The sequence below is a fragment of the Mycolicibacterium sp. SMGY-1XX genome (assembly GCF_059132455.1).
Window position 1 is genome coordinate 5,349,605 of record NZ_CP101139.1, and the last position, 16,071, is coordinate 5,365,675.

Genomic DNA, 16,071 nt, shown 5'->3' on the forward strand with positions numbered 1-16,071 from the left:
TCACGACAAACGAGACCGGAAATCTCGTTTCGGCGCCCAACTGACCCCTCAACTGTTACCGTTACAGTTGATCCGCCATTCGTAACTCTACGCCAGCCCAGGCGTTGCGGAGGAGGAATGCCATGACAAAGCCGCAGGTCGTGTTCGACCCGTTCTCCGAGGAGTACTTCGCGTACCCCTTCGACATCTACAAGCGAATGCAGGACGACGCACCGGTCTACTACGACGAAGAACGCGACTTCTACGCACTCACCCGGCATGAGGACGTCGCGAACGCGCTCAAGGACTACGAGACCTATTCGTCGTCGCGCGGATGCGATCTGCACATGGTGCAGTCCGGTGAGCTGCCGCAGAAATCCATCATCTTCATGGACCCGCCGGACCACCGCGCCCTGCGCAGCCTGCTCAACAAGGCCTTCACACCGCGGGCGGTGCAATCGCAGAAAGAGTCCGTGGTCGAACTGATCGAGCACTATCTCGGCATGATCGACTCCGACGAATTCGATGTGGTGCAGGACTTCTCGGGCCCGTTCCCCGTCGAGGTGATCACCCGGATGGCCGGGGTACCCGAGGAGTATCGCCAGCAGGTACGGCACTGGATCGACGCGTCGCTGCACCGCGAACCGGGCCAGATCGGCTACTCGGAGGCCGGCATGAAGGCCACCATGGACACCGCGATGTACTACTACCAACTGGTCCAGGAGCGGCGCGCCAACCCGCAGGACGACATGATCAGCCGGCTGATCACCGCGGAGATCCCGCGCGGCGAGGCCGGCGAGATGCAGAAGCTCGACGATCTCGAGATCACCGGATTCGCAACGCTTCTCGGCGGGGCCGGCGCGGAAACCGTGACCAAGCTGATCGGCAGCGCCATGGTGGTGTTCGCCGAGAACCCGGACCAGTGGCAGCTGCTGCTCGACGACCGCGACAAGGTGCCAGCCGCCGTCGAGGAATTGCTGCGCTTCGTCGGCCCCGTGCAGTACAACGTGCGGTACACACTCAAGGAATCCACCCTGCACGGGGTGACCATCCCCGCGGGTAAGGCCGTGTTCCTGATGAAGGCCGCCGCCAACCGCGACCCCCGGGCGTTCACCAACGCGGACAAGTTCGACATCGAACGTGATCGCACCGAGGCTCAGAACCTCGGGCTGGGTTACGGAATCCACAGTTGCCTCGGCGCGGCTCTGGCCCGGCTCGAAAGCGTCGTCGCGCTGGAACACCTGCTGGACTTCATGCCGCGCTACGAGGTGAAATGGGATGGGCTGCAACGAGTCAAGATGCAGAATGTCTCCGGCTACTCCCATGTGCCGGTGAAGGTGCTGAGGTGATGCTCATGTCGAAAGTCGAAGTGGACTACGGCCTGTGTGAGAGCAACGGCGTGTGTATGAGCGTCATTCCCGAGGTATTCGACCTCGACGACCAGGACGACCTGCATGTGCTGCAAGACGAGATCACGCCGGACAACGAGGAGCAGATCCGCGAAGCCGTCCGGCAATGCCCCCGGCAGGCGATCTACATCAAGGATTAGGAGCTGTGTGGAGTCCCAGCGGCGCTGGAACTCCACACATCAACTAGCTGGCGGGAACGAGGTCGGCGGCCACCGGACAGCACAGGTGCGCGCCGCTGCGGAACACCTCGACCACATCCGACTCCACCGGCAGGGCCGCCGCGGCCAGCGCCCGCGCCTTGAAGGCTCGCGCCGCCACACTGAGCCGGTGCTCCACCGAACCGGTGCGACTCAGCTCGGCCGGCCACGCCTGACCCCACAGCGTCACCTCCGTACGACCACTGTCCAGCGCCTTGCGCACGCCTGCTTCGATCCGGCTGTCCCGGCCGTAGAGGTCGGTGGCCACCGCCAGCGCGTCGGGGCGCGGCCGCGCCTCCATCTGCACCGCGGCCTCGAGGTCGAGCACCTCGGCCCCGAGGATGTGCAGGGGCAGGGGGTCGTATCCCCGGTCGTCCACCAACACAGTCACATCCCAACCGGCCATCGCGCGGTCGAACAGCCACCCGCCGGCAGACTGCACCACCTCGACCACGCTCGAGGCGATGACGTCGAGCCGGTACCTCACGATGGTGCGACCGGGGCGAATTCCCGCGCCAGTGACTGCGCGTACTCCTGAATCGTCTCTTTCAAGGGAATTGATGGGTCCAGCAACCATGAGATTTCCAATCCGTTGACGAGGGACACGATCTGCACCGCTTTGAGGGCTGGGTCGAAATCGCTGCGGTACCGGCCAGCCTTCTGGCCACGTCTGATGAGCTCGGCGACGATGTCGATCGCCGCTTTGTGCCTGCCGAGCAGGCGGTCGTGCAGAGGCGCATCGGGAGTCAGGTTCTCCACCAGCAGCACCGCGAAGGTCCCCACCAGCTGCGGCGCCCGGTCGATGCGCTCGCCGACACGGGCGATCTCCTCGATCAGGTCGCCGCTGCGGTCAGCGTGGGCGTCGTCGTCGGCGTCGCGCGCATCGACCACCGCGTGCAGCAGCTGCTCCTTGGATTCGAAGTGGTGCAGCAGCCCGGCCGGTGTCACCCCGGCCTCCTTGGCGATCTGCGCCAGCGACGTGTTGCGCCAGCCGTTACGCGTCAGCAGCCGCAGTGCGACGGCCAGGATGCGCTGTTTGCGCTCGTCGCCTTTGGCGAAGAGCGCGGCATACGGCCTGGTAGCAGGCGCAGGCGAAGTCATGGGCTGACAGTTGCTTCCTGATGTGTAAACCAACCTAGTGAACACACAGTAGGTTGGTTTGACGCCTGTGACAAGGGTCTCACTGAAATTCATTTTGGGAGGGCGTCACGCGGGTGACGCCATGAGGCTAACCAGCCGCAGCCGCCAATACCGCCGAATGGCGATACCGGTGGTTCACCCGTTCGCTACAGCCCCAGCGACTTGGCGATGATCACTTTCATGACCTCGCTGGTGCCCGCATAGATCCTGGCCACTCGCGCATCCGTGTACAGCCGGGCGATCGGATATTCCATCATGTAGCCGTAGCCGCCGAACAGCTGCAGACAGCGGTCCACCACCCGGGCCTGCATCTCGGTGCAGAACAACTTCACCCGCGCGGCGTCGGCCGCGGGCAGCTCACCGTCGACGTGCAAGGTGACGGCACGGTCCAGCATCGCCTGCGCCGCCTCGACCTCCGTGGAACACGCGGCCAATTCGAACTTCGTGTTCTGAAACGACGCCACCGGTGTGCCGAACGCCTTGCGGTCCCGGGTGTAGTCGATGGCCGCGGCGATCGCGCTGCGCGCCTGCGCCACCGAGCCCACCGCCACCGTCAGCCGCTCCTGGGCCAGGTTGTGTCCCAGATAGCTGAACGCCGCACCCTCCTCACCGAGGAGGTTCTCGACCGGGACCCGCACATCGGCGAACGACAGCTCTGCGGTGTCCTGCACCTTGCAGCCCATCTTGTCCAGCTCGCGGCCGCGGGTGAACCCGGGCATACCGTCCTCGACGACGAGCAGGGACAGACCTTTGCGCCGGTTCTCCGGGTCGGTGGACGTACGCGCGACGACCACCACCAGGTCGGCCTGCATACCGCCGGTGATGAATGTCTTCGCACCGTTGACGACGTAGTGATCCCCGTCCCGCACCGCGGTGGTGCGCACCCCGGCCAGATCTGAGCCGGTACCCGGCTCGGTCATCGCCACCGCCGTCAACAGCGTGCCCGCTGCCAGACCGGGGAACCACCGCTGCCGCTGTTCGTCGTTCGCATAGTGCAGGAAGTACGGCAGGATCACCTCCAGCTGGGTGCGCACCGTCGACAGCGTGACCAGGGCCCGCGCCGCTTCTTCCTGCAGCACCACGTTGTACCGGTAGTCGGGCTGGCCGCTGCCGCCGTACTGCTCGGGGATGGCCATGCCCATCATGCCGAGGTCGCCGAGCTTCGCGAACGCCTCCCGGGGCATCCGGCCCGCCTTCTCCCACAACGGATAGTCGGGCACGACCTCCTTCTCGATGAAATCCTTGGCGAGTTGCCGGAAGGCTTCGTGGTCCTCGGTGAACAGATCCCTGCGCACGGCGCTCCCTATCCGACAAGCTCGACGACGGTGGCGTTGGCGGTGCCGCCGCCCTCACACATGGTTTGCAACCCGTAACGAATCCCGTTGTCACGCATGTGATGGATCATCCGGGTCATCAACACCGCCCCCGAGGCTCCCAGCGGGTGTCCCAGCGCGATCGCCCCGCCCAGTGGATTGACCAGGGCCTCGTCGGCGCCCGTCTCGGCCTGCCAGGCCAGGGGCACCGAGGCGAACGCCTCGTTGACCTCGAAGACGCCGACGTCACCCACTCCGATCCCGGCCTTGCTCAACACTTTTGCTGTGGCCGGGATGGGCCCGGTGAGCATCAGCACCGGGTCGGCTCCGGTGACCGCGCCCGCGACATAACGCACCAACGGCGACAGACCCAACTCACGGGCCTTCTCGGCGGTGGTGACCAGCAGCGCTGCCGCTCCGTCGGAGATCTGAGACGAGTTGCCGGCGTGGATGATCCCGTCTTCCTGGAAAGCGGGCTTGAGCCCCGCCAGTTTCTCCGCGGTGGTGCCGCGGCGGACACCCTCGTCCGCGGTGACGGCGCCGTCCTCGGTCGGAACGAAGACGACTTGATCCTCGAACGCACCGCTGTCGAGGGCCGCCGCCGCCCTCGCGTGGGACCGGGCCGAGTACTCGTCGAGATCGGTGCGCGACAGGCCCCACTTCTGCGCGATCAGCTCCGCGGAGATGCCCTGGTTGAAGGAGAAATCGTCGTACCGGGCAAGCACTTTGGGCCCGTACGGCATGCCAGTGGCCCGGGCCGCCCCCAACGGCACCCGGCTCATCACCTCGACGCCGCCGGCCACCACCACCTCCTGCTGCCCGGACATGACGGCCTGGGCGGCGAAGTCGAGGGCTTGCTGGCTGGAACCGCAGGCGCGGTTGACGGTGGTGCCGGGGATGCTCTCGGGCCATCCGGCGGCCAGCACCGAGTAACGGCCGATATTGCTGGACTGGTCTCCCACCTGCGATACGCAGCCCCACACCACGTCGTCGACGATCCCCGGGTCGACTCCGGTGCGCTGCGCCAGTTCGTCGAGCACCAGCGCAGACAGGTCTGCGGCATGCTGAGAAGACAGCCCGCCGTTGCGTTTTCCGACCGGCGTGCGCACCGCACCGACGATGACCGTTTCCCGCATCACTTGTGCTCCGTTCTGGTTTCCATGGCCGCGGGTCGGATGGCCCACTCGCCGGTGAACTCCGCATCCCGTTTGGCGGCGAATGCGGCGTAGGCCTCCGCTGAGTCTGCCGTGGCGAAATTGCCGGGCTGCGCCCGGGCTTCATTGCCCAGCGCGTCGCGCAGCGTGGTGTTGGCCCCGTCGTTGAGGAGCGCCTTGCTCTGGGCCAGCGCAAAGGGAGGTCCAGCGGCCAGCCGCGCCGCAAGGCCGTCGACGAACGTGCCGATCTCCGGATCGGGTTTCACCCAGGTGACCAGCCCCAGATCGAGGGCCTCCGCAGCGGTGATCGTCTCCCCCAGTAGCACAAGGCGTTTGGCTTGTTGCAGACCCACGAGTTTGGGCAGCAGCCACGAGCCGCCCAGGTCCACCGACAGACCACGCTTGGCGAAGATCTGACAGAAACGCGACTCGGGGGTGGCGACCACCAGATCACACCCCAAGGCCAGGTTCCAGCCGGCGCCGACAGCGACACCGCAGACCTTGGCGATCGTCGGTACGGCCAGCTCGTGCAAGGCCAGCGCCACTTCGGTCAGACGCTGCAGCTTGTACCGCGGGTGCAGGTCTTCACCGGTGCCGATATCGGCACCCGAGCAGAAGGCGCCACCGGCTCCGGTGAGGACCAGCGCCCGTGTGGTGCGGTCCCGGGCGGTACTGCGCAGCGCGTCGGCCAGTGCAACCCACAGTTCGGCGTCGATCGCGTTCTTGCGCTCAGGACGATTCAGGGTCAGCGTTCGCACTCCGCCGCTGTCGTGAATCAGCAGCGTGTCCGTCACCCGTAGACCGGACCGATCGCACCGCCGGCCCGCAGCTGCACCAACTCCTCTGTTGTGTAGCCCAATTCGGTCAGCACGGCGTCGGTGTGCTGCCCCAGACCGGGCACGGCCCCCATCGGTTGGTCGAACCCGCTGATCACCGGAGGAGGCCGCAACGCCTTGATGTCGCCCTTGGGTGTGCCCACCGTGCGCCAACGGTCGCGGGCGGTCAGCTGTGGGTGCTCCACCACCTCACTGGGGAGGTTGTACCTCGAATTGCCGATACCGGCCTCGTCGGCCACCTTCTGGATCTCGGCGAGATCGTGTTGCGCACACCAGGTTCCGATGGCCTCGTCGAGAACGTCTCGGTGTTGGCACCGGCCGGAGTTCGTCTGGAAACGCGGATCGCCGGCAAGGTCGGGCCGGTTGATGATCTCCCGCGCCACCCGCTGCCATTCGCGGTCGTTGGTGGTGCCGAGCACGACGGTCTGCCCGTCCCGGGTGAGGAACGCCCCATAGGGCGCCACCGCCGGAGATCCCACCCCGAGTGGCTGCTGATCGATGCCGGAGTGCTGGGTGTAGGTCAGCGCGTAACCCATCACGTCGGTCATCACGTCGAACAGGCTCAGTTCCACAGACGGCCGTGCGGTGGCGCCTTCTTTACGCGCGAACAGCAGCGCCAGGATGGAGATGGCGCCGTAGAGCCCGGTGGTGAAATCTGCCATCGCGGGTCCGGGTTTGGCCGGCATGCCGGGATGACCGGTGATGGCACACGATCCCGACTCCGCCTGCACCAGCAGGTCGTAGGCCCGTTTGTGTGAGATGGGCCCGCCGGGGCCGTATCCGTCGATCTCGAGTGGGATGACGTTCGGGTGCCGTTGCGTCAACTCCCGGGCGGTGAGCCCCAGCCGGGTCGTCGCTCCCGGCGCCAGGTTGGACACGAAGGCATCGGCCCGGTCGAGCAGCCGGTGCAGGACCTCCATGCCCTGTGCGGATTTGGTGTTGAGGGTGACGGACTCCTTGCCCCGGTTGCACCACACGAAGTGCGCGGCCAGGCCACCCGGACCGTTGACCACGTCGTCGTAGTCACGGGCGAAGTCACCGCCCCGCGGATTCTCCACCTTGATGACGCGGGCGCCGAAGTCGGCGAGCACCCGCGTGCACATGGGGGCGGCCACCGCCTGTTCCATGGCGACGACGGTGACGCCGGCAAGTGGTGCTGTTCCCATGACCGTCACATCACCATGCCGCCGTCGACCGGCAGCACCTGCCCGGTGATGTAGGACGCCGCATCCGAGGCCAGGAACACGAAAGCCCCTGCCACCTCGCCGGGTTCGGCCCAGCGCTTCAACGGGATCCGGTTCATCATGGCGGCGGCGAACTTCTCGTTGGTGCGAATGGTCTCGGTCATGGGAGTGGCGGCCAGGGGGGCCAGCGCATTGACCAGGATGTTGCTGGCGGCGAGCTCTCTGGCCAGCGACTTGGTGAAGCCGATGATGCCCGCTTTGGCGGCCGAGTAATTCACCTGACCGAGGGTGCCGGTGAGCCCCGCCGAGGAGGTGACATTGATGACGCGGCCGGTTCCGTCGGTGGGAATGTGCGGCAGCGCGGCCTGCGTGACGTGGAAGGTGCCCATGACGTGGACGTCGAAGGTGCGCCGAAACGCCTCGTCGGTCAGTTTGGGAAACATGGCCGGGGAGGTGACGCCGGCGTTGTTGACGACGATGTGCAGCTTGCCCTCCGCCAACCCGGCCGCTCGCGCGGCCGCGGCGTCGGCGGCATCGCGGTCGGCGACGTCCAGGGCCATGCTGTCGGCTTTACCGCCTCCGGCCGAAATACGTTCGGCGACAGCGGACGCCGCGTTCGCGTCGATATCGGTGACGAGCACGGCGGCACCGGCGTCGGCCAGCGCTGCGGCCACCGCGGCACCGATACCTCCGCCCGCACCGGCACCGGTCACCAGGGCGGCGCGGCCGGTCAGGTCGAAATAGGACAACTCAGTAACTCCTCGGCAGGCCCAGGACGTGTTCGCCCAGGAAGTTCAGGATCATCTCCTGGCTGACGGGGGCGATCTTCATCAGCCGGGATTCCCGGAAGTACCGCGACACGTGGTACTCCTCGGAATAGCCCATGCCGCCGTGTAGTTGCAGAGCGCGATCGGCAGCACCGAAACCCGCGTCGGCGCACAGATATTTTGCGGTATTGGCCTCCCGGCCACAGGGTTTGCCGTTGTCGTACAGCCATGTCGCCTTGCGCAGCACCAGTTCGGCGGCGTCGAGACGGGCCAGCGAGTCGGCCAGCGGGAACTGCAGCCCCTGGTTCATGCCGATGGGCCGATTGAACACCACCCGTTCGTTGCCGTACTTGACGGCCTTCTCCAGCGCGACACGTCCGATGCCGAGCGCTTCGGCGGCGATCAGCATGCGCTCGGGGTTGAGACCGTCGAGGATGTACTTGAACCCTTGGCCCTCCTCGCCCACCCGGTCCTCGACGGGAACGATCAGGTCGTCGATGAACAGCTCGTTGGAGCTGACGGCGTTGCGACCCATCTTCTTGATGGGCCGGATGTCGATGTGGTCGCGGTCGAGGTCGGTGAGGAAGAGCGTCATGCCCTCGGTCTTCTTGGTGACCTCGTCATACGGGGTGCTGCGGGTCAGCAGCAGGATCTTCTCCGACTCCAGCGCCTTGGAGATCCAGACCTTGCGGCCGTTGATGCGGTACTTGTCCCCCTCGCGCTTGGCGAAGGTGGTGATACGCGAGGTGTCCAGTCCCGCACCGGGTTCGGTGACACCGAAGCAGACGTGCAGGTCGCCGTTGACGATCCTGGGCAGGGTGGCGGCCTTGAGTTCGTCGGAGCCGTGTTTGACCACCGGCTGCATGCCGAAGATGGAGAGGTGGATGGCGCTGGCACCGTTCATCGCCGCCCCCGAGCGGGAGATCTCCTCCAGCAGCAGGGTGGCCTCGGTGATGCCGAGGCCGTGCCCGCCGTACTCCTCGGGAATGGTCATCCCCAGCCAGCCGCCCTTGGCGATGGCGTCGTAGAACTCCTGCGGGAATTCGTGGGCCTGATCCTTCTCCATCCAGTAGTGGTCGTCGAACCTCGACGCCAGCTCTGCGACCGATTTGCGGATCAGCTCCTGATCCTCGGTGAGCTCGAAACTCATTCCGCCGGGCATTGTTTGGTTTCCTCAGGGTTGGTGTCGGTTACCGCTACTCGGCGCCCGCGACGGCTTTGGCGTTGGCGGCGAAGTCGGCGAAGCTGGTTTTGTTGCCGTCGCGGTGGTGGGACAGGGCTTGGATGGAGACGTCGTGTCCTTCGGCGGCTTTGCGTAACGCCCCGACGGTGGCCTGCTCGCGGGGGATGTGGGTGAACGGGTCGAAGTGATAGAGCCGCATCGCGTTTTCGTGGGTGATCTTGTTGATCTCCTCATCGGGGACCTCATAGGTCTCGAACACCGCCATCAATTCCTCCGGGGCACCGGGCCACATCGAATCGCTGTGCGGGTAATCCATCTCCCAGCAGATGTTGTCGATCCCGATCAGATGCCGGTTCTTCACCCCCACCGGATCGGAGATGAAACACGTCATGAAATGCTCCCGAAACACCTCCGACGGCAACTTCCCCCGAAATCCTGATGCGTCCACGTCGAATGCATCTCATAGGTGCGATCCACCCGATCCAGAAAATACGGAATCCAGCCCGTCCCACCCTCACTCAAGGCGATCTTGAGCGTCGGGAACTCCTTGATGGGCGCTGACCACAACAAATCCGCCGCCGCCTGCACGATGTTCATCGGCTGCAACGTGATCATCACATCCATCGGCGCATCCGGAGCGGTGATCGCCAACCGCCCCGACGAGCCGATGTGCACATTCATCACCGTCTCGGTATCCACCAACGCCTGCCACAACGGCCGCCAGTACTCCAGATCATGAAACGACGGATACCCCAGCGTCGACGGATTCTCGGTGAACGTCAACGAATGCACCCCCTTGTCGGCCACCCGCCGCACCTCCGCGGCACACAACCCCGGATCCCAGATCGCCGGGATCGCCATCGGGATGAACCGCCCCGGATGCGCCCCACACCACTCATCGATATGCCAGTCGTTGTAGGCCTGCACCAACGCCAACGAAAACTCGGCATCCTCGGTGGCAAACAGACGCGCCGCGAACCCCGGAAACGACGGGAAATTCATCGTCGCCAACACCCCACCGGCATTCATGTCCTTGACCCGCTCGGCGGCGTCATAACAGCCCTTGCGGATCTCATCGAGACCCTGCGGCTCCAGCCCGTACTCCTCTTTGGGCCGCCCGGCCACCGCATTGAGCGCCACATTCGGGATCACCGTGTCCCGGAACTGCCAGGTATCGGAACCATCCGGATTGTGCACCAACCGCGGCGCCTCATCGCGGTAGCGCTCCGGCAGATGCCCTTTGAACATATCCGGCGGCTCGATGATGTGATCATCCACCGAAATCAAGACCATCTCATCCTTGTGCACGACACACATCCCTTCGTCTGGGCTGCCTCGGGTCCGATTGGCTCAAGGGTTCTCTGAACTAGGAAACTAGCTTCTCATCCTGAGAGAATCAACACGCGGACAACCGGCCCGCACCCCGTCTCGGCCCCGCCACCTGCACAAAGCCGGCGCGGCCGGAGCGACACCCCGGAGCGGCGGCGATGCCAGGCGTTGACCAATCGGCGACTTCGTGGAAATCTGTTATCCCGATATGAGAATATGATTCTCACAACCGAGAGGAGTCAGGACATGAACGTCGCCGCGGTCTTGACGTGCCTCCTCCCGGTGCGGCCGCTCGGCATCCGGCCCGGCACGAACGACTCGTTAGAGGAGAGGTAGACAAGTGGCGTTTTTCCCGAAGCCCGCGGTGGGCAGCTGGACCGAGAACTGGCCCGAACTCGGCACCGCGCCGGTGAACTACGAGGACTCGATCGATCCCGAGCACTGGAAGTTGGAGCAGCAGGCCATTTTCCGCAAGACCTGGCTGCAGATGGGCCGCATCGAACTGGTTCCCAAGAAGGGCCGCTACATCACCCGCGAGCTTCCGTCGGTCGGCCCCGGGGTGTCGATCATCATCGTCAATGACGGCGACCAGATCCGCGCGTTCTACAACCTGTGCCGCCATCGCGGTAACAAGCTGGTGTGGAACGACTACCCCGGTGAGGAGACCTCGGGCAGCTGCCGCCAGTTCGTCTGCAAGTACCACGCGTGGCGCTACGACCTCAAGGGCGACCTGACGTTCGTCCAGCAGGAGCAGGAATTCTTCGACCTCGACAAGGCCGACTACCCGCTCAAGCCGGTGCGCTGCGAGGTGTGGGAAGGCTTCATCTTCGTCAACTTCGACGACGACGCGGTCTCGCTCGAGGAATACCTCGGCGAGTTCGGCCAAGGCCTCAAGGGCTACCCGTTCCATGAGATGACCGAGCACTACAGCTACCGCTCGGAGATCAAGTCGAACTGGAAGCTGTTCATCGACGCCTTCGTCGAGTTCTACCACGCACCGATCCTGCACATGAAGCAGGCGGAAAAGGAGGAGGCCGAAAAGCTGGCCAAGTTCGGCTTCGAGGCCCTGCACTACGACATCAAGGGCGATCACTCGATGATCTCGTCCTGGGGTGGCATGAGCCCGCCCAAGGACCTGAACATGGTCAAGCCCATCGAGCGCATCCTGCACAGCGGCCTGTTCGGACCGTGGGACCGCCCGGACATCAAGGGCATCCTGCCCGACGAGTTGCCGCCGGCCATCAACCCGGGCCGTCACAAGACCTGGGGTCAGGACTCTTTCGAGTTCTTCCCGAACTTCACCCTGCTGTTCTGGGTGCCGGGCTGGTATCTGACCTACAACTACTGGCCCACCGGTGTCGACACCCATATCTTCGAGGCGGACCTGTACTTCGTGCCGCCGAAGAACCTTCGTGAACGGCTCTCCCAGGAGTTGGCCGCGGTAACGTTCAAGGAATACGCGTTCCAGGACGCCAACACGCTGGAAGCCACACAGACGCAGATCGGCACCCGCGCGGTACTCGACTTCCCGCTGTGCGACCAGGAGATCCTGCTGCGCCACCTGCACCACACCGCTCACAAGTACGTGGACCGGTACAAGGAGTCCCTCGCCAACGGGAGCGGATCGTCGAACGGCAAACATGCCGCTGCAAGCGACAAGGCCACCGAAAAGGATGCTGCACATGTCTAAGCTGCCAGAGGAATTCGCCGATCTGGAGCGCTTCTCCGACTGGTGCCTGCCCACCGAGGAAGAGCGGTACAGCAAGCGACTGGCGTCGTCGATGGAGGAGATGCAGGAACTCTACGACGCCGGCATGGCGCGACTCGAGGACATCATGGTCTACGTCGACGCGCGCTTCCCCCTCAAGGGCATGCCCGAGGACGCCAAAGCCCTGGTGCACCTTGGGCAGTCGATCGTCATGGTGAGTTTCCCGGTCGAGGTCTGGAAGCAACCCCGAGTCCTCGACAGCGGCGCGGCGTACATCCAGCTGGTCAAGGAGCCGGTGGTCTGACGTGCTGACACTGCGCGCCGCAGGTCTGCTCGACGTCGACGCCGGCGAGATCATCCGGCCCGGAGTGCTGCACATCGACGAGGACAGGATCGTCGGCGTCGGAGGCGAATCGCGCGGGCAGGTCCTCGATCTCGGCGACGTCATCCTGCTTCCCGGCCTGATGGACATGGAGGTCAACCTGCTGATGGGTGGCCGGGGTGAGAACCCCGGCCTGTCCCAGGTCCAGGACGATCCCCCGACCCGGGTACTGCGTGCGGTGGGCAATGCCCGCCGCACGCTGCGGGCCGGGTTCACCACCGTCCGCAACCTCGGATTGTTCGTCAAGACCGGCGGCTATCTGCTGGACGTGGCGCTGGGCAAGGCGATCGACGCCGGGTGGATCGAAGGTCCGCGGGTGATCCCCGCGGGGCATGCCATCACCCCCACCGGCGGCCATCTCGACCCGACCATGTTCGCCGCGTTCATGCCCGGGGTGCTCGAGCTGACCGTCGAGGAGGGTATCGCCAACGGCAACGACGAGATCCGCAAAGCCGTCCGCTACCAGATCAAGCACGGCGCGCAGCTGATCAAGGTCTGCTGTTCCGGCGGGGTCATGTCGCTCACGGGAGAAGCCGGCGCGCAACACTATTCGGATGAGGAACTGCGTGTCATCGTCGACGAGGCGCACCGGCGTGGGCTGCGGGTGGCCGCACACACCCACGGCGCCGAGGCCGTCAAACACGCGGTGGCCTGCGGGATCGACTGCATCGAACACGGTTTCCTGATGGACGACGAGGCCATCCAGATGCTCGTCGACAACGACCGGTTCCTGGTGACCACCCGCCGGCTGGCCGAATACATGGACGTGTCGAAGGCGCCGCCGGAACTGCAGGCCAAGGCCGCCGAGATGTTCCCCAAGGCCCGCACGTCCATCAAGGCGGCCTATGAAGCCGGGGTGAAGATCGCCGTGGGCACCGATGCCCCGGCCATCCCACACGGCAAGAACGCCGACGAACTGGTGACCCTGGTCGACTGGGGCATGCCGCCGGCGGCGGTGCTGCGGGCGGCCACGGTGGTGGCCGCGGATCTGATCAACAAACCGGACCTGGGCCGCCTCGCCGAAGGGTATCTGGCCGACGTCATCGCGGTGCCGGGTGACCCCCTACTGGACATCACCGTTACAAAGAACGTAAGTTTTGTCATGAAAGGGGGCAAGGTCTACCGACATGACTCCACACCATGATTCAGCACCGCGCACTGATGATCTCGTCGCGATCCAGCAACTGCTCGCAAAGTACGCGGTCACCATCACCCAAGGCGACATCGAGGGGCTGGTCTCGGTGTTCACCCCCGACGGAACCTACAGTGCGTTCGGCGAAACCTATGCGCTGGAACGTTTTCCGGTACTCGTGGATGCGGCACCCAAGGGCCTGTTCATGACAGGCACACCGCTGGTCGAATTCGAATCCGAGGACACGGCCTCCGGTACGCAGACGCTGTGCTTCATCGAGCACTCCGCGCATGACATGCGCATCGGCTACTACCGTGACACCTATCTGCGTACCGATGCCGGATGGCGGCTGAAAACCCGGGCCATGACCTTCATCCGGCGCAGTGGCGAGCACGATTCCGGGCGCCCGCATGCGATCGGGCGGCCCAGCGCATGACGGACCTTTTCGAACCCGCGGCATTCCGGACCGCCCTGACGGCCTGGCTCTCCGAGAACGACCTGACTCCCGGCGACGACCACACTCTGCAGGGCCACATCCGTCAGTTCGCGCGGGTGCAGCGGGCGCTGTACGACGCCGGGTGGAGCCGCTACGGCTGGCCCGAGCACGCCGGCGGCCTCGGTGGCCCGGCGATCCTGCGCGCCATCGTGGGCGAAGAGGTGGTGGGCCGGCGACTGGCCGAGCCCGGGCCCTACTCGATGCTCGAGGTCCTGGCACCCACCATGATCGACTACGCCACCCCGGAGCTGGCCGCCGAGATGGTGCCGAAGCTGCTGCGCGGCGAAGAGCAGTGGTGCCAAGGGTTTTCCGAGCCAGGGTCGGGCAGCGACCTGGCCTCGCTGACCACGCGCGCCGTGCGCGACGGTGATCGATGGACGATCAACGGCCAGAAGGTGTGGACCAGCTTCGCCCAGTACTCGCACCGGTGCATCCTGCTCACGCGCACCGGCGATGCCGACACCCCGAACCACCAAGCCATCACCGCGTTCTTCGTCGACCTGGACACCCCGGGTATCACCGTGCGCCCACTGCGGACCATGCACGGTGTGGACGAGTTCTGCGAGGTGTACTTCGATGACGTCACCGTGGATGCCGGCCGCATGCTCGGCAAGCCGGGCGACGGCTGGCAGCTGGCCATGGACCTGCTGCCGTATGAGCGCTCGACCTGCTTCTGGCAGCGCATCGCCTACCTGTACTCGCGGTTCGATGCCCTGATCAAGGACGTGAAAAGTGTTGGCCAGGCGGCCGACTCGGATATCGGTGAGGTGTATCTGGCGTTGCACACGCTGCGCTGCCGGTCGCGTGCCACCCAGCACCGGCTGGCCGAGGGCCACAAGCTGGGGCCGGACACCTCGATCGACAAGGTACTGCTGGCCGGCGCCGAACAACGGCTGTACGACACGGCCCGCGATCTCCTGCCGGGTGTGATCGAACTCGACGATACCGAGTGGCGTACCGAATACCTGTACTCGCGGGCGGCCACCATCTACGGCGGCACCGCAGAGGTACAGCGCAACATCATCGCCCGCCGGCTGCTCGACCTCGGTAAGGAGTGAGCGACAGTGGACCACGAATCACTGCAGATGCTCGAAACCGCATTGCGTAAGACCATGTTGTCGGCCTCCGGCGCCGAGCTGGACGCCGCGCTGACGGAACTCGGCTGGGCCGACATGCTGCGCGACATGCCCGGGTTGGCGGTACCGCTGGTGTTCCGGCTGCTGGGTGAAACCGGTTCGCATGCCTCGGTTCTCGTCGACGTGGTACTGCATGCGACGGGTAACGAGATCGGCGGGACCTTGGAGCTGCCGATCCCCTACGCCGGTAACACCTGGGTGGTGTGGGACCGCACCGACGGTGCCAGCAGCACACTCGGCGGGCTACCGCTGCGCCGCGAAGACGAGGGCTACCCCATCCGGGTGGCCGAGGCACGCCTGGCCGTCAGCTGGTGGCTGATCGGCGCCTCGAAAGCGATGTTGGCGCTGGCCCGCCAACACGCGCTGGACCGTGTGCAGTTCGGCAAGCCGATCGCGTCGTTCCAGGCGGTCCGGCACCGGCTGGCCGAGACGCTGGTCGCCATCGAAGGCGCCGAGGCGACCCTGACCCTGCCGGGGGCGGACAACCCCGACCTGACCGCACTGCTGGCGAAGGCCGCCGCGGGCAAGGCCGCACTGACCGCGGCCAAACACTGCCAGCAGGTCCTGGGCGGTATCGGGTTCACCGAGGAGCACCAGGTGCAGCACCACGTCAAGCGGGTGCTGGTGCTCGACGGATTGCTGGGCAGCTCACGCGAACTCACCCGCAAGGCCGGAGCCGGCCTGCGGGCGCGCGGTTCGACGCCGCGTCTGGCGCACCTCTGATAA

At 65.4% G+C, this 16,071-nt stretch carries 16 protein-coding genes and 1 pseudogene; 8 read left to right on the top strand and 9 right to left on the bottom strand.

All coding sequences use genetic code 11. The features are described from left to right. Window positions 1–122 precede the first annotated feature (122 nt). On the top strand, window positions 123–1,328 hold the full coding sequence (locus tag NL241_RS25560; RefSeq protein WP_494395389.1) for a cytochrome P450: 1,206 nt from the start codon (window positions 123–125) through the stop codon (window positions 1,326–1,328). A gap of 5 nt (window positions 1,329–1,333) precedes the next feature. Beyond that, entirely contained in the window at window positions 1,334–1,528 is a 195-nt protein-coding gene (locus NL241_RS25565; RefSeq protein ID WP_494395390.1) for a ferredoxin, read from the top strand. Window positions 1,529–1,571: 43 nt separating this feature from the next. On the opposite strand, the gene NL241_RS25570 is transcribed toward NL241_RS25565, so the two are convergent. From NL241_RS25570 to NL241_RS25610, 9 genes and pseudogenes are all read right to left on the bottom strand, one after another. Further along, complete coding sequence (locus NL241_RS25570) at window positions 1,572–2,072, bottom strand: hypothetical protein (protein ID WP_487693279.1); 501 nt, start codon at window positions 2,070–2,072, stop codon at window positions 1,572–1,574. Then, window positions 2,069–2,686 (bottom strand): TetR/AcrR family transcriptional regulator, encoded by a 618-nt coding sequence (locus NL241_RS25575; protein WP_487693278.1) that lies wholly within the window; start codon window positions 2,684–2,686, stop codon window positions 2,069–2,071. Before NL241_RS25575 ends, NL241_RS25570 begins: the two co-directional genes overlap by 4 nt. 185 nt (window positions 2,687–2,871) lie before the next feature. Beyond that, on the bottom strand, window positions 2,872–4,020 hold the full coding sequence (locus NL241_RS25580) for an acyl-CoA dehydrogenase family protein (protein ID WP_487693277.1): 1,149 nt from the start codon (window positions 4,018–4,020) through the stop codon (window positions 2,872–2,874). A gap of 8 nt (window positions 4,021–4,028) precedes the next feature. Then, complete coding sequence (locus NL241_RS25585; protein WP_494395391.1) at window positions 4,029–5,174, bottom strand: thiolase family protein; 1,146 nt, start codon at window positions 5,172–5,174, stop codon at window positions 4,029–4,031. Continuing rightward, window positions 5,174–5,986: an enoyl-CoA hydratase/isomerase family protein gene (locus tag NL241_RS25590; RefSeq protein ID WP_487693275.1), complete on the bottom strand. Its 813-nt coding sequence runs from the start codon at window positions 5,984–5,986 to the stop codon at window positions 5,174–5,176. Before NL241_RS25590 ends, NL241_RS25585 begins: the two co-directional genes overlap by 1 nt. Continuing rightward, window positions 5,983–7,194 (bottom strand): CaiB/BaiF CoA transferase family protein, encoded by a 1,212-nt coding sequence (locus tag NL241_RS25595; RefSeq protein WP_487693274.1) that lies wholly within the window; start codon window positions 7,192–7,194, stop codon window positions 5,983–5,985. The genes NL241_RS25590 and NL241_RS25595 overlap by 4 nt, the downstream gene beginning before the upstream one ends. A 5-nt stretch (window positions 7,195–7,199) precedes the next feature. Then, window positions 7,200–7,961 carry an SDR family NAD(P)-dependent oxidoreductase gene (locus NL241_RS25600; protein WP_494395392.1) on the bottom strand — a complete coding sequence of 254 codons (762 nt, stop codon included), beginning with the start codon at window positions 7,959–7,961 and terminating at the stop codon, window positions 7,200–7,202. A 1-nt stretch (window position 7,962) separates the two neighbouring features. After that, window positions 7,963–9,129, bottom strand: coding sequence for an acyl-CoA dehydrogenase family protein (locus NL241_RS25605; RefSeq protein WP_494395393.1), 1,167 nt, complete (start codon window positions 9,127–9,129; stop codon window positions 7,963–7,965). A 46-nt stretch (window positions 9,130–9,175) separates the two neighbouring features. After that, a pseudogene (locus NL241_RS25610) lies at window positions 9,176–10,479 on the bottom strand (amidohydrolase family protein). Between the two features lie 352 nt (window positions 10,480–10,831). Between NL241_RS25610 and NL241_RS25615 the strand changes: the two are divergent. Genes NL241_RS25615 through NL241_RS25640 form a run of 6 tightly spaced genes read left to right on the top strand, consistent with a single transcriptional unit; the run spans window position 10,832 to window position 16,068 of the window. Further along, window positions 10,832–12,181, top strand: a complete 1,350-nt coding sequence (locus NL241_RS25615; RefSeq protein WP_487696576.1) for an aromatic ring-hydroxylating oxygenase subunit alpha — start codon at window positions 10,832–10,834, stop codon at window positions 12,179–12,181. After that, window positions 12,174–12,503, top strand: a complete 330-nt coding sequence (locus NL241_RS25620; protein WP_487696577.1) for a hypothetical protein — start codon at window positions 12,174–12,176, stop codon at window positions 12,501–12,503. Before NL241_RS25615 ends, NL241_RS25620 begins: the two co-directional genes overlap by 8 nt. Window position 12,504: 1 nt before the next feature. Beyond that, the gene (locus tag NL241_RS25625; protein ID WP_494395394.1) at window positions 12,505–13,725 is read left to right on the top strand and encodes a metal-dependent hydrolase family protein; all 1,221 of its coding nucleotides are present in this window, start codon (window positions 12,505–12,507) and stop codon (window positions 13,723–13,725) included. Then, the gene (locus NL241_RS25630; RefSeq protein WP_487696579.1) at window positions 13,709–14,149 is read left to right on the top strand and encodes a nuclear transport factor 2 family protein; all 441 of its coding nucleotides are present in this window, start codon (window positions 13,709–13,711) and stop codon (window positions 14,147–14,149) included. The genes NL241_RS25625 and NL241_RS25630 overlap by 17 nt, the downstream gene beginning before the upstream one ends. After that, a complete protein-coding gene (locus tag NL241_RS25635; protein ID WP_487696580.1) occupies window positions 14,146–15,267 on the top strand; it encodes an acyl-CoA dehydrogenase family protein in 1,122 nt (373 codons plus the stop codon). The genes NL241_RS25630 and NL241_RS25635 overlap by 4 nt, the downstream gene beginning before the upstream one ends. Window positions 15,268–15,273: 6 nt before the next feature. Next, on the top strand, window positions 15,274–16,068 hold the full coding sequence (locus tag NL241_RS25640; RefSeq protein ID WP_487696581.1) for an acyl-CoA dehydrogenase family protein: 795 nt from the start codon (window positions 15,274–15,276) through the stop codon (window positions 16,066–16,068). The last annotated feature ends 3 nt before the right edge of the window (window positions 16,069–16,071 follow it).